The 14,314-nt window shown below is 69.0% G+C and carries 14 protein-coding genes; 8 read left to right on the forward strand and 6 right to left on the reverse strand.

Going from position 1 to position 14,314, the window contains the following annotated elements; genetic code table 11:
- Window positions 1-42 precede the first annotated feature (42 nt).
- The 4 genes from ACIPQB_RS13350 to ACIPQB_RS13365 all read left to right on the forward strand — a co-directional run bounded on the left by ACIPQB_RS13350 (window position 43) and on the right by ACIPQB_RS13365 (window position 4,298).
- Complete coding sequence (locus ACIPQB_RS13350; protein ID WP_446485728.1) at window positions 43-1,728, forward strand: FAD-dependent oxidoreductase; 1,686 nt, start codon at window positions 43-45, stop codon at window positions 1,726-1,728.
- The gene (locus tag ACIPQB_RS13355) at window positions 1,725-2,177 is read left to right on the forward strand and encodes a PaaI family thioesterase (RefSeq protein WP_446485729.1); all 453 of its coding nucleotides are present in this window, start codon (window positions 1,725-1,727) and stop codon (window positions 2,175-2,177) included. Before ACIPQB_RS13350 ends, ACIPQB_RS13355 begins: the two co-directional genes overlap by 4 nt.
- A gap of 136 nt (window positions 2,178-2,313) precedes the next feature.
- On the forward strand, window positions 2,314-3,309 hold the full coding sequence (locus tag ACIPQB_RS13360) for a thiamine pyrophosphate-dependent dehydrogenase E1 component subunit alpha (protein ID WP_446485730.1): 996 nt from the start codon (window positions 2,314-2,316) through the stop codon (window positions 3,307-3,309).
- Window positions 3,306-4,298: an alpha-ketoacid dehydrogenase subunit beta gene (locus tag ACIPQB_RS13365; RefSeq protein ID WP_446485731.1), complete on the forward strand. Its 993-nt coding sequence runs from the start codon at window positions 3,306-3,308 to the stop codon at window positions 4,296-4,298. Before ACIPQB_RS13360 ends, ACIPQB_RS13365 begins: the two co-directional genes overlap by 4 nt.
- Window positions 4,299-4,356: 58 nt before the next feature.
- Here ACIPQB_RS13365 and ACIPQB_RS13370 read toward each other — a convergent pair whose 3' ends face one another.
- The 3 genes from ACIPQB_RS13370 to ACIPQB_RS13380 all read right to left on the reverse strand — a co-directional run bounded on the left by ACIPQB_RS13370 (window position 4,357) and on the right by ACIPQB_RS13380 (window position 6,928).
- Entirely contained in the window at window positions 4,357-5,337 is a 981-nt protein-coding gene (locus ACIPQB_RS13370) for an acyl-CoA dehydrogenase family protein (RefSeq protein ID WP_446485732.1), read from the reverse strand.
- A complete protein-coding gene (locus ACIPQB_RS13375) occupies window positions 5,334-6,527 on the reverse strand; it encodes an acyl-CoA dehydrogenase family protein (protein WP_446485733.1) in 1,194 nt (397 codons plus the stop codon). The genes ACIPQB_RS13370 and ACIPQB_RS13375 overlap by 4 nt, the downstream gene beginning before the upstream one ends.
- Window positions 6,528-6,613: 86 nt before the next feature.
- The gene (locus tag ACIPQB_RS13380; RefSeq protein ID WP_446485734.1) at window positions 6,614-6,928 is read right to left on the reverse strand and encodes a Rieske (2Fe-2S) protein; all 315 of its coding nucleotides are present in this window, start codon (window positions 6,926-6,928) and stop codon (window positions 6,614-6,616) included.
- A 175-nt stretch (window positions 6,929-7,103) separates the two neighbouring features.
- Here ACIPQB_RS13380 and ACIPQB_RS13385 point away from each other — a divergent pair, with 175 nt between their 5' ends.
- The gene (locus tag ACIPQB_RS13385) at window positions 7,104-8,249 is read left to right on the forward strand and encodes an acyl-CoA dehydrogenase family protein (protein WP_446485735.1); all 1,146 of its coding nucleotides are present in this window, start codon (window positions 7,104-7,106) and stop codon (window positions 8,247-8,249) included.
- Window positions 8,249-9,163 (forward strand): acyl-CoA dehydrogenase family protein, encoded by a 915-nt coding sequence (locus tag ACIPQB_RS13390; protein WP_446485736.1) that lies wholly within the window; start codon window positions 8,249-8,251, stop codon window positions 9,161-9,163. The genes ACIPQB_RS13385 and ACIPQB_RS13390 overlap by 1 nt, the downstream gene beginning before the upstream one ends.
- 171 nt (window positions 9,164-9,334) lie before the next feature.
- Here the strand turns inward: ACIPQB_RS13390 and ACIPQB_RS13395 are convergent, their stop codons facing one another.
- The 3 genes from ACIPQB_RS13395 to ACIPQB_RS13405 are packed head-to-tail and all read right to left on the reverse strand — an operon-like array spanning window position 9,335 to window position 11,955.
- Window positions 9,335-10,180 carry a TauD/TfdA dioxygenase family protein gene (locus tag ACIPQB_RS13395; protein WP_446485737.1) on the reverse strand — a complete coding sequence of 282 codons (846 nt, stop codon included), beginning with the start codon at window positions 10,178-10,180 and terminating at the stop codon, window positions 9,335-9,337.
- Window positions 10,181-10,227: 47 nt separating this feature from the next.
- Window positions 10,228-10,581: an EthD domain-containing protein gene (locus tag ACIPQB_RS13400; protein WP_446485738.1), complete on the reverse strand. Its 354-nt coding sequence runs from the start codon at window positions 10,579-10,581 to the stop codon at window positions 10,228-10,230.
- 3 nt (window positions 10,582-10,584) lie between these two features.
- A complete protein-coding gene (locus tag ACIPQB_RS13405) occupies window positions 10,585-11,955 on the reverse strand; it encodes an aromatic ring-hydroxylating oxygenase subunit alpha (RefSeq protein WP_446485739.1) in 1,371 nt (456 codons plus the stop codon).
- 210 nt (window positions 11,956-12,165) lie between these two features.
- Here ACIPQB_RS13405 and ACIPQB_RS13410 point away from each other — a divergent pair, with 210 nt between their 5' ends.
- Window positions 12,166-12,693 (forward strand): nuclear transport factor 2 family protein, encoded by a 528-nt coding sequence (locus ACIPQB_RS13410; RefSeq protein WP_446485740.1) that lies wholly within the window; start codon window positions 12,166-12,168, stop codon window positions 12,691-12,693.
- Between the two features lie 276 nt (window positions 12,694-12,969).
- A complete protein-coding gene (locus ACIPQB_RS13415; protein WP_446485741.1) occupies window positions 12,970-14,217 on the forward strand; it encodes an MFS transporter in 1,248 nt (415 codons plus the stop codon).
- Window positions 14,218-14,314 lie beyond the last annotated feature (97 nt).

Below are 14,314 nucleotides of genomic sequence, written 5' to 3' on the forward strand. Positions count from 1 at the left end.
CCGTCTGACGCTCGCGCCGTTGCACAACAATCCGAGTCGCGCATGGCCGCATTTGACGAGACGTTCGACTGGGTGGTCGTGGGCAACGGCGCCGGGTCGATGAGTTCGGCGCTGGTCATGCGCAAGGCGGGCAAGTCGGTCGTCATCCTCGAAAAGTCGCCCTGGGCCGGCGGCACCACCGCCAAGTCCGGCGGGGTCATGTGGATCCCCAACAACCGCTTCATGCGCGCGGCCGGCGACCCGGACAGCGCCGAGGCGGCGATCGCCTATCTCGACGCCGTCGCGGCCACCGATCCCGGCGAGGCGCCCGGCACGTCGCGCGAGCGCCGCCTGGCCTATGTGCGCGAGGCGCCCAGGATGATCGATTTCCTGGTCGATCAGGGGCTCAAGCTGGAACGCACCACGGACTTCTGGCCGGACTACTACGACGAACTGCCGGGCGGCTGCAAAACCACCCGCTGCGTGTCGGCCCAGCTGTTCGACACCAACGAACTGGGCGCGTGGAAGTCCAAGCTGCGCCCGGGCTTCCTGCCGGTCCCCGTCCGGCTCGACGAGGGCATGAAGCTTCCCTACTACAAGAAGAGCTGGACCGGACGTAAGGCCTTCCTGAAGGTCATTCTGCGCACGATCTGGACCCGGCTGACCGGCAAGGCGGTGGTCTCGGCCGGCGCGGCCCTGCAGGGCCGGATGCTGCTGGCCGGACTGAAGGCCGGCGTCGACCTGCGCCTGGAATCCCCGGTCTCCGAGCTGGTGGTCAAGGACGGCGTCGTGACGGGCGTCGTGACGGTGAAGGACGGCAAGCCCTGGCGCGTCGGCGCACGGCTGGGCGTGCTGGTCAACGCCGGCGGCTTCGCCCGCAACCAGGCCATGCGCGACAAGTACATGCCGGGGACCCGGGCCGAATGGTCCCAGACCAACGAGAGCGACATGGGCGAGATGCATGTCGAGATGGAGCGTATCGGCGGCGTCCTAGCCCAGATGGACCAGATGGTCGGCTACCAGACCTCGCTGGCCCCCGGCTGGGAGACGATGTTCCCGACGCCGCCGATCCAGAGCCTGACGGGCAAGCCGCACGCCATCCTCGTCGACCAGACGGGCGTGCGCTACATGAACGAAGGCGGGTCCTACGAGCTCTATTGCGAGACCATGCTGAAGCGGAACCAGACGGCGCCGGCCATTCCCAGCTGGGCCATCTTCGACGCCACGTGCATCGACCAGTACATGGTCGCCGGCACCATGCCGGGCGCCAACAAGCCCGCCGCCTGGACCGAGCAGGGCTATCTGAAGAAGGCCGACAGCATCGAGGAGCTGGCCCGCCTGATCCGGGTCGATCCGGCGACCCTGAAGGCCACCGTCGAGCGCTGGAACAGCTTCGTCGAGATGGGCGTCGACGAGGACTTCCACCGCGGCGAGCGCGCCTACGACGCCTGGCTCGGCGATCCCTATCACGGTCCCAATAAGGCGCTGGGCGCCATCGAGACGGGGCCGTTCTACGCGATCGACGTGGTGCCGGGCGACGTCAGCACCTATGGCGGGGCGGTGACCGACGCGCATGGCCGGGTGGTCCGGGCGGACGGCTCGCCGATCGAGGGCCTGTACGCCACCGGCGTGTCGACCGCCTCGGTGATGGGCAATGTCTATCCCGGCGCCGGGGCCAGCATCGGTCCGTCCCTGACCTTCGGCTATGTCGCCGCCAAGCACGCGGCGGGCCTGGACAACCAGTTGTGAGCCCTGCCGTCGACGCCGCGCAGCTGGAGGCGGACGGCTGGACCTGCCTGTCCGGCGCCCAGTTCCACGCGGCCGCCGGACCCTATTGGGTTCGCGGCGACGGGGCGGGCCGGATCGTCGGCCTGCTCGGCCAGGACCAGCACGGCAACGGCCATGTCGGCACGATCCATGGCGGGGTGCTGATGACCTTCGCCGACATCGCCCTGGGCCTGGGCGTCGTCGACGCGGCCCAGACCCGGGACTGCGTGACGCTACAGCTGCAGCTGCAGTTCGCGGCCGCCGCGCCGATCGGCAGCTTCCTCACCTGCCGGCCGGAACTGGTTCGCCGGACCTCGCAGATCGTGTTCATGCGCGGACTGATCATGGCCGGCGAGCGGACGATCGCCTCGGCCGACGGCCTGTGGAAACTGCTCGACGCCGACAAGCTGGCGGCGCTCCGGACCGGCTGACACCGCGGCTTGCCTCGGCCCTCGTCGGCGGCGAACGGCCGCCAGGGCAGATATCGCCGGGGCGGGTCGGGGCGCGATTGACCTGGGCGCCCCGAGCGCTGATCGATTGACCCGATCCACATCCCTTGAGGACGTCATGGCAGAGCAGAGCAACAGTCCGGCCCCCAGCACGGAGACGCTGGTCGACATCTACCGGCGGATGATCCGGATCGAGCGCAATGACGACACGATCCGCCGGGCGATGCGGGCGGGCAAGCTGGTCATGCCCTATTATTCGGCGCGGGGTCAGGAGGTCATTCCCTCGGCGATCTCCACGCTGCTCAGCAACGAAGACACGATCTGCACGATCTATCGCGGCATCCACGACATGGTCGCCAAGGACATGCCGCTGCGGCCGCTGTGGGCCGAGATCGCCGGCCGCATCGACGGCACCTGCAAGGGCAAGGGCGGCCCGATGCACCTGACCCACCCGGAGACGGGGGTGATGGTGACCACCGGGATCGTCGGCTCCTCGATGCCGATCGCCAACGGCCTGGGCTGGGCGGCCCAGCTGGACGGCAGCAAGCGCGTCAGCATCGCCTATTTCGGCGACGGCGCGTCGAACATCGGCGCGTTCCACGAGTCGCTGAACCTGGCCTCGCTGTGGAAGCTGCCGGTCATCTTCGTCTGCCAGAACAACGGCTTCGCCGAGCATACCCGCTACGAGAACGGCACCTCGGTCGACTTCATCTCCAAGCGCGCCGTCGGCTACGGCATGCCGGGCTACACGGTGGACGGCAACGACCCCTGGGCCATGTACGCGGCCGCCCACGAGGCGATCAACCGCGCGCGGGACGGGGAGGGGCCGACCCTGTTGGAATGCAAGACCTTCCGCTTCCTCGGCCACGTGCTGGGCGACGACGACAAGTACATGACCAAGGAAGAAAAGGCCGCCGCGATCGCCAAGGATCCGCTGCCCGCCTTCCGCGCCCGCCTGATCGCCGAGGGCCACGCGACCGAAGACCAGCTGACCAAGATGCAGGCCGACATCCAGGCCGAAGTGGACGACGCGATGGCGTTCGGGCTGGCCAGCGCCTTCCCGTCCGTCGACGAAATGCGCCGCGATGTGTTTGCCACGGAGATCCCCGCGTGACCGAGACTGTCAAGATGCACGCCTTCCAGGCGGTCAATTCGGCGCTGCACCAGGCCATGGCGGAGGACCCCAAGGTCCTGGTGTTCGGCGAGGACATCGCCGACCGCGAAGGCGGCGGCGTCACCGGCGCCACCATCGGCCTGTCGACCAAGTTCGGCGACCAGCGGGTCAAGTCGACGCCGATTTCCGAACAGGCGATCATCGGCGCCGCCATCGGCGCGGCGCTGGCCGGCTACAAGCCGGTCGCCGAGATCATGCTGATGAACTTCACCGCCGTCTGCATGGACATGATCTTCAACCATGCGGCCAAGCTTCGCTTCATGTCCGGCGGCCAGAGCACGGTGCCGATCACCATCCGCACCCTGACCGGGGCCGGTTGGCAGACCGCCGGCCAGCACGCCGACCATCTCGAAGGCTGGTTCGCCCACAGCGCCGGGATCAAGGTCGTCGCCCCGTCCAATCCAGCCGACTACAAGGGCTTGCTGCTGTCCTGCATCCAGGACCCCGATCCGTGCATCATCATCGAGTCGGCCGGCACCCTGTTCATCCCCGGCGACGTTCCCGTCGACCAGGGGCCTATCCCGCTGGGCAAGGCCAGTATCGCCGCCGAAGGCAGCGACGTGACCATCGTCTCCTGGTCGTCGATGGTGGTGCGCAGCCTGCAGGCCCTGGCTCCGCTGGCCGAGGCCGGCATCTCGGTCGAGATCGTCGACCTGCGGACGGTGTCGCCGTGGGACAAGGAGGCGGTGCTCAAGTCGGTCGCCAAGACCGGCCGCTGCGTAGTCGTGCACGAGGCGGTTCGCAGCTTCGGCCCCGGCGCCGAGATCGCCGCGACCGTCAATGAAGAGCTGTTCGGACAGTTGAAGGCCCCGGTCCGCCGGCTCGGCGCGCCCTATTCGCCGGTGCCGTTCTCCAAGCCGCTGGAAGACGCCTATCTGGTGTCGGTCGACTCGATCGTCGCGGCGGTCAAGGACGTGATGGGCAAATAGCCGACGGGCCCCATGCCGCCCTCCACGGCGGCATGGGGTCGGGTCTGAGAGCGGACGATCAGGTCGCGGCCTTGGCGAGCGCCTGCTGGCCCGCGTGGGCTTCCCAGCGGTCGACGCCGCCGCCCAGCACGCCATTGAGCGTGGCGCGCTTCAGGAACAGGTGACAGTGGTGCTCCATGGTCAGGCCGATGCCGCCATGCAGCTGGACCGCGTCCTCGGCGATGGCGCGATAGACGCCGGTTGCGTGGGCCTTCAGGGCACCCAGTTCGGCCAGGCCGGCGACGGGATCGGCCGCGCGGCTCCAGAACAGCGCCTGCGCCGCCGAGAGCCAGGTCTTCATGTCGGCGACCCTGTGCTTGAGAGCCTGGAACAGGGCCAGGGGGCGGTCGAACTGGCGGCGCGTGCCGAGATAGTCGATCGTCAGCCCGAGGATCGCGTCCGCGCCCCCCAGGGAGTCGGCGGCGAGGGCGAAGAGCATTTGCGCCTCAAGCCGCTGGCCGAGCGCCGTCGCCGCCTCGCCCTCGGCCAGGACCAGGCCGCCTGCGGTCGGACTCACGTCGAACAACCGGCGGGTCCTGTCCCAGGTCTCGTGGGGCCTGATCTCAGCGCCGTCCAGGGAAACCAGCGCCACGCGCCGGTCCTCGACGACGAGGACATGGCTGGCGCGATCGGCGTCCGGGACGCAGGTCAGGGCTCCCAAGGCGCCGGGGCCCGCCAGCGAGGCGGTCATCACCTCGCCGGCCATAGCGCGGTCGAGCAGGTCCTGGCGTTCGGCCAGGCCGTCGGCGGCGCACAGCGCCTCGATTACCAGCATCTGGGCGATGGCCGGACCGGGCGCCAGGGTGCGGCCCAGTTCGGTGTGGATCACGCCGGTCGCCTCGCGACCCAGGCCCAGGCCGCCCAGGTCCTCGGGCACGGTCATCATCAGCGCGCCCATTTCGGTCACGAGGCCCCAGCTCGCCTCGGGATCGGGGGCGAGGCCGCCGGCGCCAAAGGCCTTGCGGGCGGCGTCCTGCAGTTCGGCTCGGGCCAGGGTCATGTGGCGTCTCCAGCCAGGGTCCAGCTCTTGGGCTCGCGCGGCATGCCCAGCAGGCGCTCGGCGATGATGTTGCGCTGGATCTCGTCGCTGCCGCCGGCGATCGTCCAGGCGTAGCTGTTCATGAAATCGGCCATCCAGTTGCCCGTCTCCATCCCGCCGCCGAAGATGATCGGCGCGTGGTATTGCGCGTCCAGGCCCCCGAGCCGCAGGCCCAGGGCCGTGAACTCGCGCAGGGTCCGCGAATAGGTGAGCTTGACCAGCGAGGCGTCGCCCGCGCGTTCCTGGCCGGCGATGCGGTTGGCCAGGAACTGGTCGGCCAGGGCGCAGGCGGCGTCGACCTTGATCGACAGCCGACCGAAGTCGCGCAGGACGCCCGCATCGTCCTCGCGGCCGGCCTGGCGGATCAGGTCGGCGATGCGCCAGAGGGCGCCGCGCATGCGGGCGCTCAGCTCCAGCAGGGTCAGGCCGCGCTCGGACGACAACGTCGACTGGGCCACGGCCCAGCCCTGGCCCTCCGCGCCCAGCCGGTCCTCCACGGGAATTTCGACGTCGTCGAGGAACAGTTCGGCGAACTCCTCGTCGCCGTGGATCTGATGGATCGGCCGGGCGGTGACGCCCTTGGCCTTAAGGTCGAGCAGCAGGTAGGTCAGGCCGGCCTGCTTGGCGCCCTCGGTGCTGGTGCGCACCAGCAGCAGGCACTTGTCGGCGAACTGGCCCATGGTCGACCAAAGCTTCTGGCCGTTGACGACATAGACGTCGCCGCGCCGCTCGGCCCGGGTGCGCACCGCGGCCAGATCGGAGCCGGCGTTGGGCTCCGAAAAACCCTGGCACCAGATCTCGCCGTCGAGGATGCGGGGAATGTAGCGGGCCTGCTGCTCGGCGCTCCCCCATTCGAACAGGGTGCTGGCGGCGTGATAGGTCGACATGAACGACAGCAGCAGCCGCGGCGTGTCGGCCCGGGCCAGCTCCTCATAGATCACCTTCTGTTCGGCCAGGCCCCGGCCGCCGCCTGGCCATTGGGCCGGCCAGTGCGGCACCGCATAGCCGCCCTCGGCCAGCTTGGCGAACCAGCTGCGCTGGGTGTCGAGGAAGGCCTCGTGGATGGTGCAGGCCGCGCGCCAGTCCTTGGGGGCGTTGGCCGCCAGCCAGGCGCGCACGTCGTGGCGCAAAGTTGCAAGGGCGTCGGTCAAGAACGGGCCTCCGGTCTGCCCACACGCTAGCGCCTATTTGGGGCCAGGACCGCAAGGGGCCGGGGCAGATATCGGGGCGGCGATGGTCAGGCGGCGACCTCGATGACCTCGCCGACCAGCCGCACGGCGAAGGTGGCGATCGGCTCGGTCGCCGGCGGATTCAGCGGCTCGCCCGTCTCCAGATCGAACCGCGCTCCGTGCGCTGGGCAGGATAGCCAGCCGCGTTTCAGCCGCCCGCAGGCCAGCGGCTCCTGGGCGTGCGAGCACTGGTTCTCGACGGCGAAGAAACGGCCGTCGCTATGGCAGACCAGGATCGAGCGGCCGTTGACCTCGACCGCCTTGGCGGTCTCGGGCGCGATCTCGCCGATCGTGGCCACGGCGGTGAAGATGGGTTCGGTCATCCGCGTGACTTGGGCGGCTTTGCCGGCTCTGCGCAAGAGCGGGCCATATCACCCCGGCGGTCTTTGGGGCGGGACCCCGCGCCCCGCACGGCGCGGCCTGCCGGCCTGGTGTATGGGTTGGCTGCGCCCCGTCCCAAGGTCTTGGGCGAAGCTTCCTTGCGAAACGAAGAGTCCCATGAATTTCGAATGGACCGCCGAGGAGTCCGCTTTCCGTAAGCGCCTGCAGGATTTCCTGGCCGCCACCCTGCCCGAGGACTGGGAGCGGTTCTCTCAGCATGGCCCGGCCTCGCCGGCCCTGACCGAATATGCCCGCAGCTTCTGCGGCAAGCTGGCCGAGGAGGGCCTACTGATCCCGCATTGGCCGACGGAGATCGGGGGCGCGGGGGCCGACCCGTGGCGCCAGGCGATCCTCGCCGAGGAGATGTGGATCGCCGGCGAGCCGCGCGGCGGCCAGTACATGAATGTCAACTGGGTCGGGCCAACCCTGATCCGCTACGGCTCGCCCGAACAGCGGGCGCGCTACCTGCCGCCGATCGCGCAGGGCGCAGCGCTGTGGTGCCAGGGCTTTTCCGAGCCCGGAGCCGGTTCGGACCTGGCGTCGCTGCGCACCCGGGCGGTGCTGGAGGGCGACCATTACCGGGTGTCGGGCCAGAAGATCTGGACCAGCTATGCGGGGCTGGCCGACACCTGTTTCCTGGTCTGCCGCACCAGCGAGGACCGCAAGAAGGGCATCTCGATCCTGCTGGTGCCGATGGACACGCCGGGCGTCACGGTTCGGCAGATCCCGTCGCTGATCGGCGAGGGCGACATCCACGAGGTGTTCTTCGACGACTGCCTCGTGCCCATCGGGGCGCGGCTGGGCGAGGAGGGCCAAGCCTGGGAGATCATCGCCTATTCGCTGACCAACGAGCGGCTGGGCATTCCGCGCTATGCCCTGGCCCGCGCAGCCCTCGATCGCGCCGTCCAGGTGCTTCAGGCCCAGGACGAATTCGCCGCCGAGGCCGTCAGGCTTGAGGCCGCCCATTGCGCCGCCCTGTGCGAGGCGGCCCGGATGGCCAGCTATGCGATCATCGACCGGCGCTGCCGGGGCGAGGCGATCGGGGCGGAATCCAGTTCCGCCCGCTTCGCCACCATCATGGCCGAGCGCCGGGTCGCCGAGTTCGCGGTCGAATATCTGCCCGAGGCGTTGGCCGACGCCCACCCCTATCTGAAGATGCACCACCAGCGCGGGATCGTGGCCGGCATCGCCGCCGGCGCGGCCGAGATCCAGCTCAACATCATCGCCACCGACGTGCTCAAGCTGCCCCGGGAGCCGCGCTGATGGACCTCGCCCTGACGACCGACCAGACGGCCATCCTCGACGCCGTGGAGTCCCTGGCCCGGCCCTTCGTCGGCCCGTCGGTCCACGACGCCGGCTTCGCCCTGGTCAGCGACAAGCTCGACCGCGCGCTGGAAGAGGGCGGGTTCCTCGACGTCGCCTTCGATCCCGACCTCGGCGCCGGCTCGGCCGCGCTGGTCGTGGAGCGCCTGGCCAGGCTGCCCTATGCCGTGGAGGCGGCGGCCAGCGCCCTGGTCCGCCCGCTGTTCCCGGATCTGCCGCGCCCGTTCTGCCTGGTGATGGAGGGACGATGGAGGCGCCCGATCCGCTTCCTGAAGGCTGGGGCGACCGTGCTCGTCGTCGGCCAGGACAGCGTTTCCAGCTTCATCGCGACCGAGGACCAGGTCCGGGCTGAGGACACCCTGTTCGGCTATCCCATGGGCGGCCTGCGGGTCGATCCGGCGACGATCGCGACCCCGGCGCAGGACGTGTCGCCGCAGGACGTGACCACCCGCTGGCGGGTCGCCATCGCCGCCGAGGCGGCCGGCCTGCTGGCCGCGGCGCTGGACAGCACCACCACCCATGTCACCGACCGCCAGCAGTTCGGCCGGCCGCTGGCCACCTTCCAGGCGCTGCGCCATCGGCTGGCCGAGGCCCAGGTGCGCGCCAACGGCGTCTACTGGCTGGCGATGAAGGCGGCCGGCACGCTCGACCCCGGCGACGCCGCCCTGGCCGCCCTGCACGCCCAGGAGAGCGCTCGGGCGAGCGTCTACGACTTCCACCAGTTCCTCGGCGCCATGGGCATGACGCTGGAGCACCCGCTGCACCTGTGGACCTACCGCCTCAAGGCGCTGATCGGCGAACTCGGCGGCCGGGGCGGGCAGGGGCTGGCGGCGGCGGAAGCGCTCTGGGGCTGAAGCGTTCGCCGTGCGTCCTTCGAGGCTCGCCTATCGGCTCGCACCTCAGGATGAGGAAAGCCGTGCTGAATTCCTCATCCTGAGGCGCCCGCGCAGCGAGCCTCGAAGGACGCACGGCGGCTTAGCTGGCCAGGATCCGGGGAGTTAGAGGCGTTCTCCGATGGCGCCCTTTCAGACGACCCTCTCGTGCCCCGCCAGGGTCGTGCGGTGCATGGTGCGGCCCGAGTTCTCGTCATAGGGAACGACGCGGTGCATCAGCCCGCAATTGTCCCAGATCACGAAGTCGCCCGGCTGCCATTGGTGAGTGTAGCGGAACTCGGGCTGGCCGGCCCATTCGATCATTCGGGTGATCAGCGCCCGGCCGTGCGGATAGGGCATGTCGACCACATGGTCGGCGTGGCTGCCGACCAGCAGGGACTTGCGCCCGGATTCGTGCGTCCAGACGAAGGGATGCACCACGTCGACCGCCTTGTTGAGCAGGACGACCGTCTCCTCGTTCACCTCGTCCATGAACACCTTCATGCTGGCGGCGATGGTGTGGACGACGCGGAGTTCCTTCAGTTCGGCCTTCTCCGCCGCCGGCAGATGCTCGAACGCCGCGTAGAGATTGGCGAATTCGGTCTGGCCGCCCTTGGCCGACAGCTTGCGGGCCGAGAGCAGGGTCGCCTTGGGCAGGGGCTGGTCGATGGTGACCCCGTCGATGTGCCAGAAGAAGGTGCCCAGGACGTATTCCGGATGGGCGTTGACTGTCTTGTCGAGCGTGACCTTGTAGACGTCCTGCGCCGCCGCATCGCCGCCCGGCGCGTTGCGCGAGAAGTTGACGCGCTCGCCCAGCTTGTCGGTCAGGGCCAGCTGTTCGGCGTCCGTGAGATTGACCTGCGGAAAGACCAGGACGCCGCGGTCCTCCAGCGCCGCCAGGCAGGCCTGGGCGACGTCGTCGTCGAACAGGCAGGCGCGGTCGACCAGCACCCGGGCGCCGATCTGCGGCTTGATCGGTTCGAATTCGACCTTGGCCATCGGATCTCTCCTTCTTCCCTGTCGCGCACCCGGCGCGGGCATTGCATTCAGCCGGCCATGTCCGTCTCGCACTCGATCACGGCGCAGAAGCGGGATTTCGAGCGGTCGAACAGCTTTTCCTCGTCGGCGAGAACGTCAGGCGGGAGCCTGTCCCGGGCGGCGTTGGCCAGCACATAGTCGAGCGCCGCCCGGTCCTTCATCCAGACCTCGGTCACGACGTCGGCTTCCATTTCCGGCATGCCCGGCGCGGGCTCCAGATAGCGCCGGACATAGCGACTGACGCCGGCCATGTATTTCAGGCACAGCGGCGCGTGGACGCCTTCGTAGTAGCGGCGGAAGTCCTCGCGGCTCAGGCCCGGCCGCCGCTTGAGGAAGATCAGCAGCTTGGGCGCGTCGCTCACGGCTCAGAAACCGAGATCGAGGATCTTGCCGTCGAAATTGCCGCCCAGCAGGTTGGTCGCCGCGGCCAGCTTGTCGGGCGCGACGCCCTTCAGGTGGCCGTCGATGATCCGGTTGTAGTTGCTGATCAGGCCCTCGATGTCCTTGGACAGGCGCATGAAGTCGAAGCCCTCGGCGTGCATGCCCTTCTGCTGGATCGGGATGTTGGAATAGTCCTGCCGCGGGATCGGCGGGAAGGCGTCGCTGTCATAGGGCAGGACCGTGGGCTCCATCGGCGTCTGGTGCGCCTGGCCCTCGGCGACATGGGTCAGCGACCACAGCTCGAACAGGCAGCTCTCCGGTCCGAGCGGCCGGATCCGATACGACGACATGCTCGAGAACATCGGCAGCAGGAAATAGTTCGGGAACAGGAATTCGACCGCGTTGATCGGATCGGAGACCGCGACGCCGTTGAGGTCCGGCACCTTCTCGCCCTTGGCCTGCAGTTGGGCGGTGATCTGGGCGTTGAGGATGCCGTACCACATCATCACCGCCTGGGCGGGGTCTTCCGGCAGCTCGACATCGGCGAGTTGCTTGGCGATCTCGACTTCCTTGGCGTGGACCATGCCGGCCATGCCTTCGCTGAGCAGGCCCAGGTGCTTGATCTGCGCCTTGATGTTGTCGCGCACGCTCATGTTCGGGTCGATCGGCACGCCGATGCCGCCGGTGTCCATGCCGTACATCATGTTGTAGAGCATCGGCGCGGCCTGCTGCAGCTGCGGATGGGTGCGCATGACGTGATAGCCTTCCATGAAGGCTTCCATCGCCACCTTCCAGTTGGCCGGCAGGACGGTGGCGTACCACCATTCCGAGCGCAGGTTGCTCATGCCGTGCGCCTCGATCCGGTCGGCCACCGGGCCGATCGTGTCGCGGAACGACGGGGCGTTGTCGTCGAAATTGATGAAGGCGCAGCCGCCCCACAGTTCGACCCGGCAGGGCCGCAGCGCCAGGTCGGCCTGGTCGAGCTGGGCCTGGCTGAACATGTGCTTGCCGTAGACGAAGGTGTTCTCGCCCTCGATGTTCCAGCGCCAGCCGTGGAACGGGCAGATGAAACCGGGGGTCTTGCAGTTCCCGTGGCCGCCTTCCTGGGCGAGCGGCACGCCGCGGTGGCGGCAGGCGTTGTGGAAGGCCTTCACGCCCGCCTTGCCGCGAACGATGATCACCGACTTGCCGAGGATGGAATATTCCACCCAGTCGCCGACATTGGGAATCTGCTCCAGTCGGCAGGCCATCTGCCAGACATGCGGCCACAGGTGCTCGCCCTCAAGGCGGTAGAATTCCTCGTCGTAATAGCGCCGCGACGGGATGCGCTCGGGGTTCTCCACCGAAAACGGCACGGGCCGTTCCGCAGCCATTGCACCGTCCGCCATGGGGGTAACCTCGCCTGTCGTTTTGCCGATAGTGGTAATCGGTGGGGGAGGGCGCGCAAGCGAACCCGGGCCGTCCGCAACCGATATCGCCGCCCCGATACCGGCGCCGGCCGGGGATTGATCTGGCCCGTCCTGACCCTAGGCTTTGGCTCGACAGAGCGAGCGAGGGACCAGGCCGTGGACGACAGCGATGAACTGAACGAACTCCTCGCCCGCGAAAAGATCCGCGATTGCCTGGCCCGGCTGGCCCGTGGCGAGGACCGGCGCGACGCGGCCCTGATTTCCGGATGCTTCTGGCCCGATGCAGCGGTCGAGTTCGGCGTCTTCGCCGGTTCGTTCGCCGACTATCTGGCCTGGGTCACGCCGGGCGCGCCGAGCATCCCGGTAACCCTGCACACCCTGGGCCAAAGCCTGATCCACCTGCGGGGCGACGCCGCAGCGGTCGAGACCCATGTCAGCGCCTACCACCGGATCGACTTCGGCGAGGCCGAGCACGACGTCTTCCTCGGCGGCCGCTATCTGGACCGCATGGAGCGGCGCGACGGCCAATGGCGGATCGCCCGCCGGACCATGCTCTATGACTGGATGCGGGACCTGGGCGTGTCGGTCGACTGGTCGCAGGGCCTGATGGGCATGCCGTTCCTGGGCGGGCAGGCTCAGTCGGTTGGCGCGGCGAAGGGCGATCCTAGCGAGGGGTTCTTCTGATTGCGAAAGGTGGGGCCGACGCCGAGAGCGACGAGCTTATGCAGGCGCGGCGAAGCTCCACAGATTGCAATCTCTGAGCGTGGGCTTGAGCGGCGCTGCTGAGTCGGCGAGCGTCCGGACCGCCATCCAGAAATGCTGCGCGCGCCTTGCGGAAATTTGCGCCGCACAACCCCGGCGATACACCCAGCCCGCTCCTATGTCTGCGGCAGACGGGCGTGATCCTCGCCCGCCGCGCCCCACTTTCGCCCGGCCCACGAGGGCCCGCCGGAGACCGCCATGGATGGCTCAACCATTGTCAAATCGGTGCAAGATGTCGCGACGCCTGATCCGGTTCCCGAAGCACCGGCGGCCTGGGCGGCGATCGGCGCCCTGGCCTTGGGCGTCTTCGCCCTGGTGACCTCGGAATTCCTGCCGGCCAGCGTCCTGACGCCGCTGGCGGCCGACCTGGGCGTCAGCGTCGGCGCGGCCGGCCAGGCGGTCACCGCCACAGCCGTTATCGGCGCCATCGCCGCGCCCCTGACGCCGGTGCTGACCGGACGCTTCGATCGCCGGATCGTGATGTGGACCCTGATGGCGCTGCTCTGCGCCTCGAACCTGCTGACGGTGTTCGCCGTCAACCTGCCGATGCTGCTGGTCGCCCGGATCCTGCTGGGCGCGAGCCTGGGCGGATTCTGGTCGATGGCCGCGGCCCTGGCCATGCGGCTGGTGCCGGCCCACGCCTTGCCGAGGGCGATGTCGATCGTCTTTACCGGGGTTTCGGTGGCGACGGTCTCGGCCGCTCCGGTCGGGGCCTATGTCAGCGACACCCTGGGCTGGCGGGCGGCTTTCATGATCGCGGGCGCGGTCGGCGCCCTGGCCTTGCTGGCCCAGGTGTTGACCTTGCCCAGGTTGGCGCCGACCGCGTCGCCGAAGTTGCGCGGCCTGCTGCAGGTGGCGCGCCGGCCCAGCGTGGCCGTGGCCCTGATCGGCGTGCTGCTCGTGATCTCCGGTCACTTCGCCGGCTTCACCTATGTTCGCCCCGTACTGGAGCAGGTCACCCGGCTCGACGTGGGCGCGATCTCGCTGGTTCTGCTGGCCTTCGGCGTCGCCGGGTTCTTCGGCAACTTCGCCGGCGCCTTCCTGGCCGAACGCGATCCGCGCCTGGCGGTGCTGGGCGGCGCGGGACTGCTGGCCGTGTCGGCCCTGGCGATCGTGACCCTAGGCGCCTCGCCCTGGGTGGTTGCGACCGCCCTGACGGTCTGGGGCTTCGCCTTCGCCATGCTGCCCGTCGGCTTCCAGTCCTGGGTGACGTCCGAAGCGGCCGACCAGGCCGAACTGGCCGGCGGCCTCCTGACCTCGACCTTCCAGGTGGCGATCGCCATGGGAGCGATCTTCGGCGGGGTTCTCGTCGATCGCCTCGACGCAGTCAGCGCCTCGGCCTATGCCGGCGTGGCGGCGGCGTCCGGCCTGGCGTTGGTCCTGGCCGTACGGCGGGGGCGGGCGCCTCGGCTGTCAACTTCCGAACCTTGCCAGGCCTGCTCCTAGAGCGCGTTGGGCGAAAGGGTGAGCGGTTTCGCCCGCCAAACGCGCTCTAAATGTTTGGATCTAGAGCCTGTCGGGATCAGATGATTCCATCTGATCC

This window comes from Caulobacter sp. LARHSG274 (genome assembly GCF_052871235.1).

Bases quoted from the DNA above. Each gene is read 5' to 3' on its own strand.
- ACIPQB_RS13350 (WP_446485728.1), top strand. From the start codon at position 43: ATGGCCGCATTTGACGAGACGTTCGACTGGGTGGTCGTGGGCAACGGC.
- ACIPQB_RS13360 (WP_446485730.1), top strand. From the start codon at position 2,314: ATGGCAGAGCAGAGCAACAGTCCGGCCCCCAGCACGGAGACGCTGGTC.
- ACIPQB_RS13370 (WP_446485732.1), bottom strand. From the start codon at position 5,337: ATGACCCTGGCCCGAGCCGAACTGCAGGACGCCGCCCGCAAGGCCTTT.
- ACIPQB_RS13380 (WP_446485734.1), bottom strand. From the start codon at position 6,928: ATGACCGAACCCATCTTCACCGCCGTGGCCACGATCGGCGAGATCGCG.
- ACIPQB_RS13385 (WP_446485735.1), top strand. From the start codon at position 7,104: ATGAATTTCGAATGGACCGCCGAGGAGTCCGCTTTCCGTAAGCGCCTG.
- ACIPQB_RS13390 (WP_446485736.1), top strand. From the start codon at position 8,249: ATGGACCTCGCCCTGACGACCGACCAGACGGCCATCCTCGACGCCGTG.
- ACIPQB_RS13395 (WP_446485737.1), bottom strand. From the start codon at position 10,180: ATGGCCAAGGTCGAATTCGAACCGATCAAGCCGCAGATCGGCGCCCGG.
- ACIPQB_RS13415 (WP_446485741.1), top strand. From the start codon at position 12,970: ATGGATGGCTCAACCATTGTCAAATCGGTGCAAGATGTCGCGACGCCT.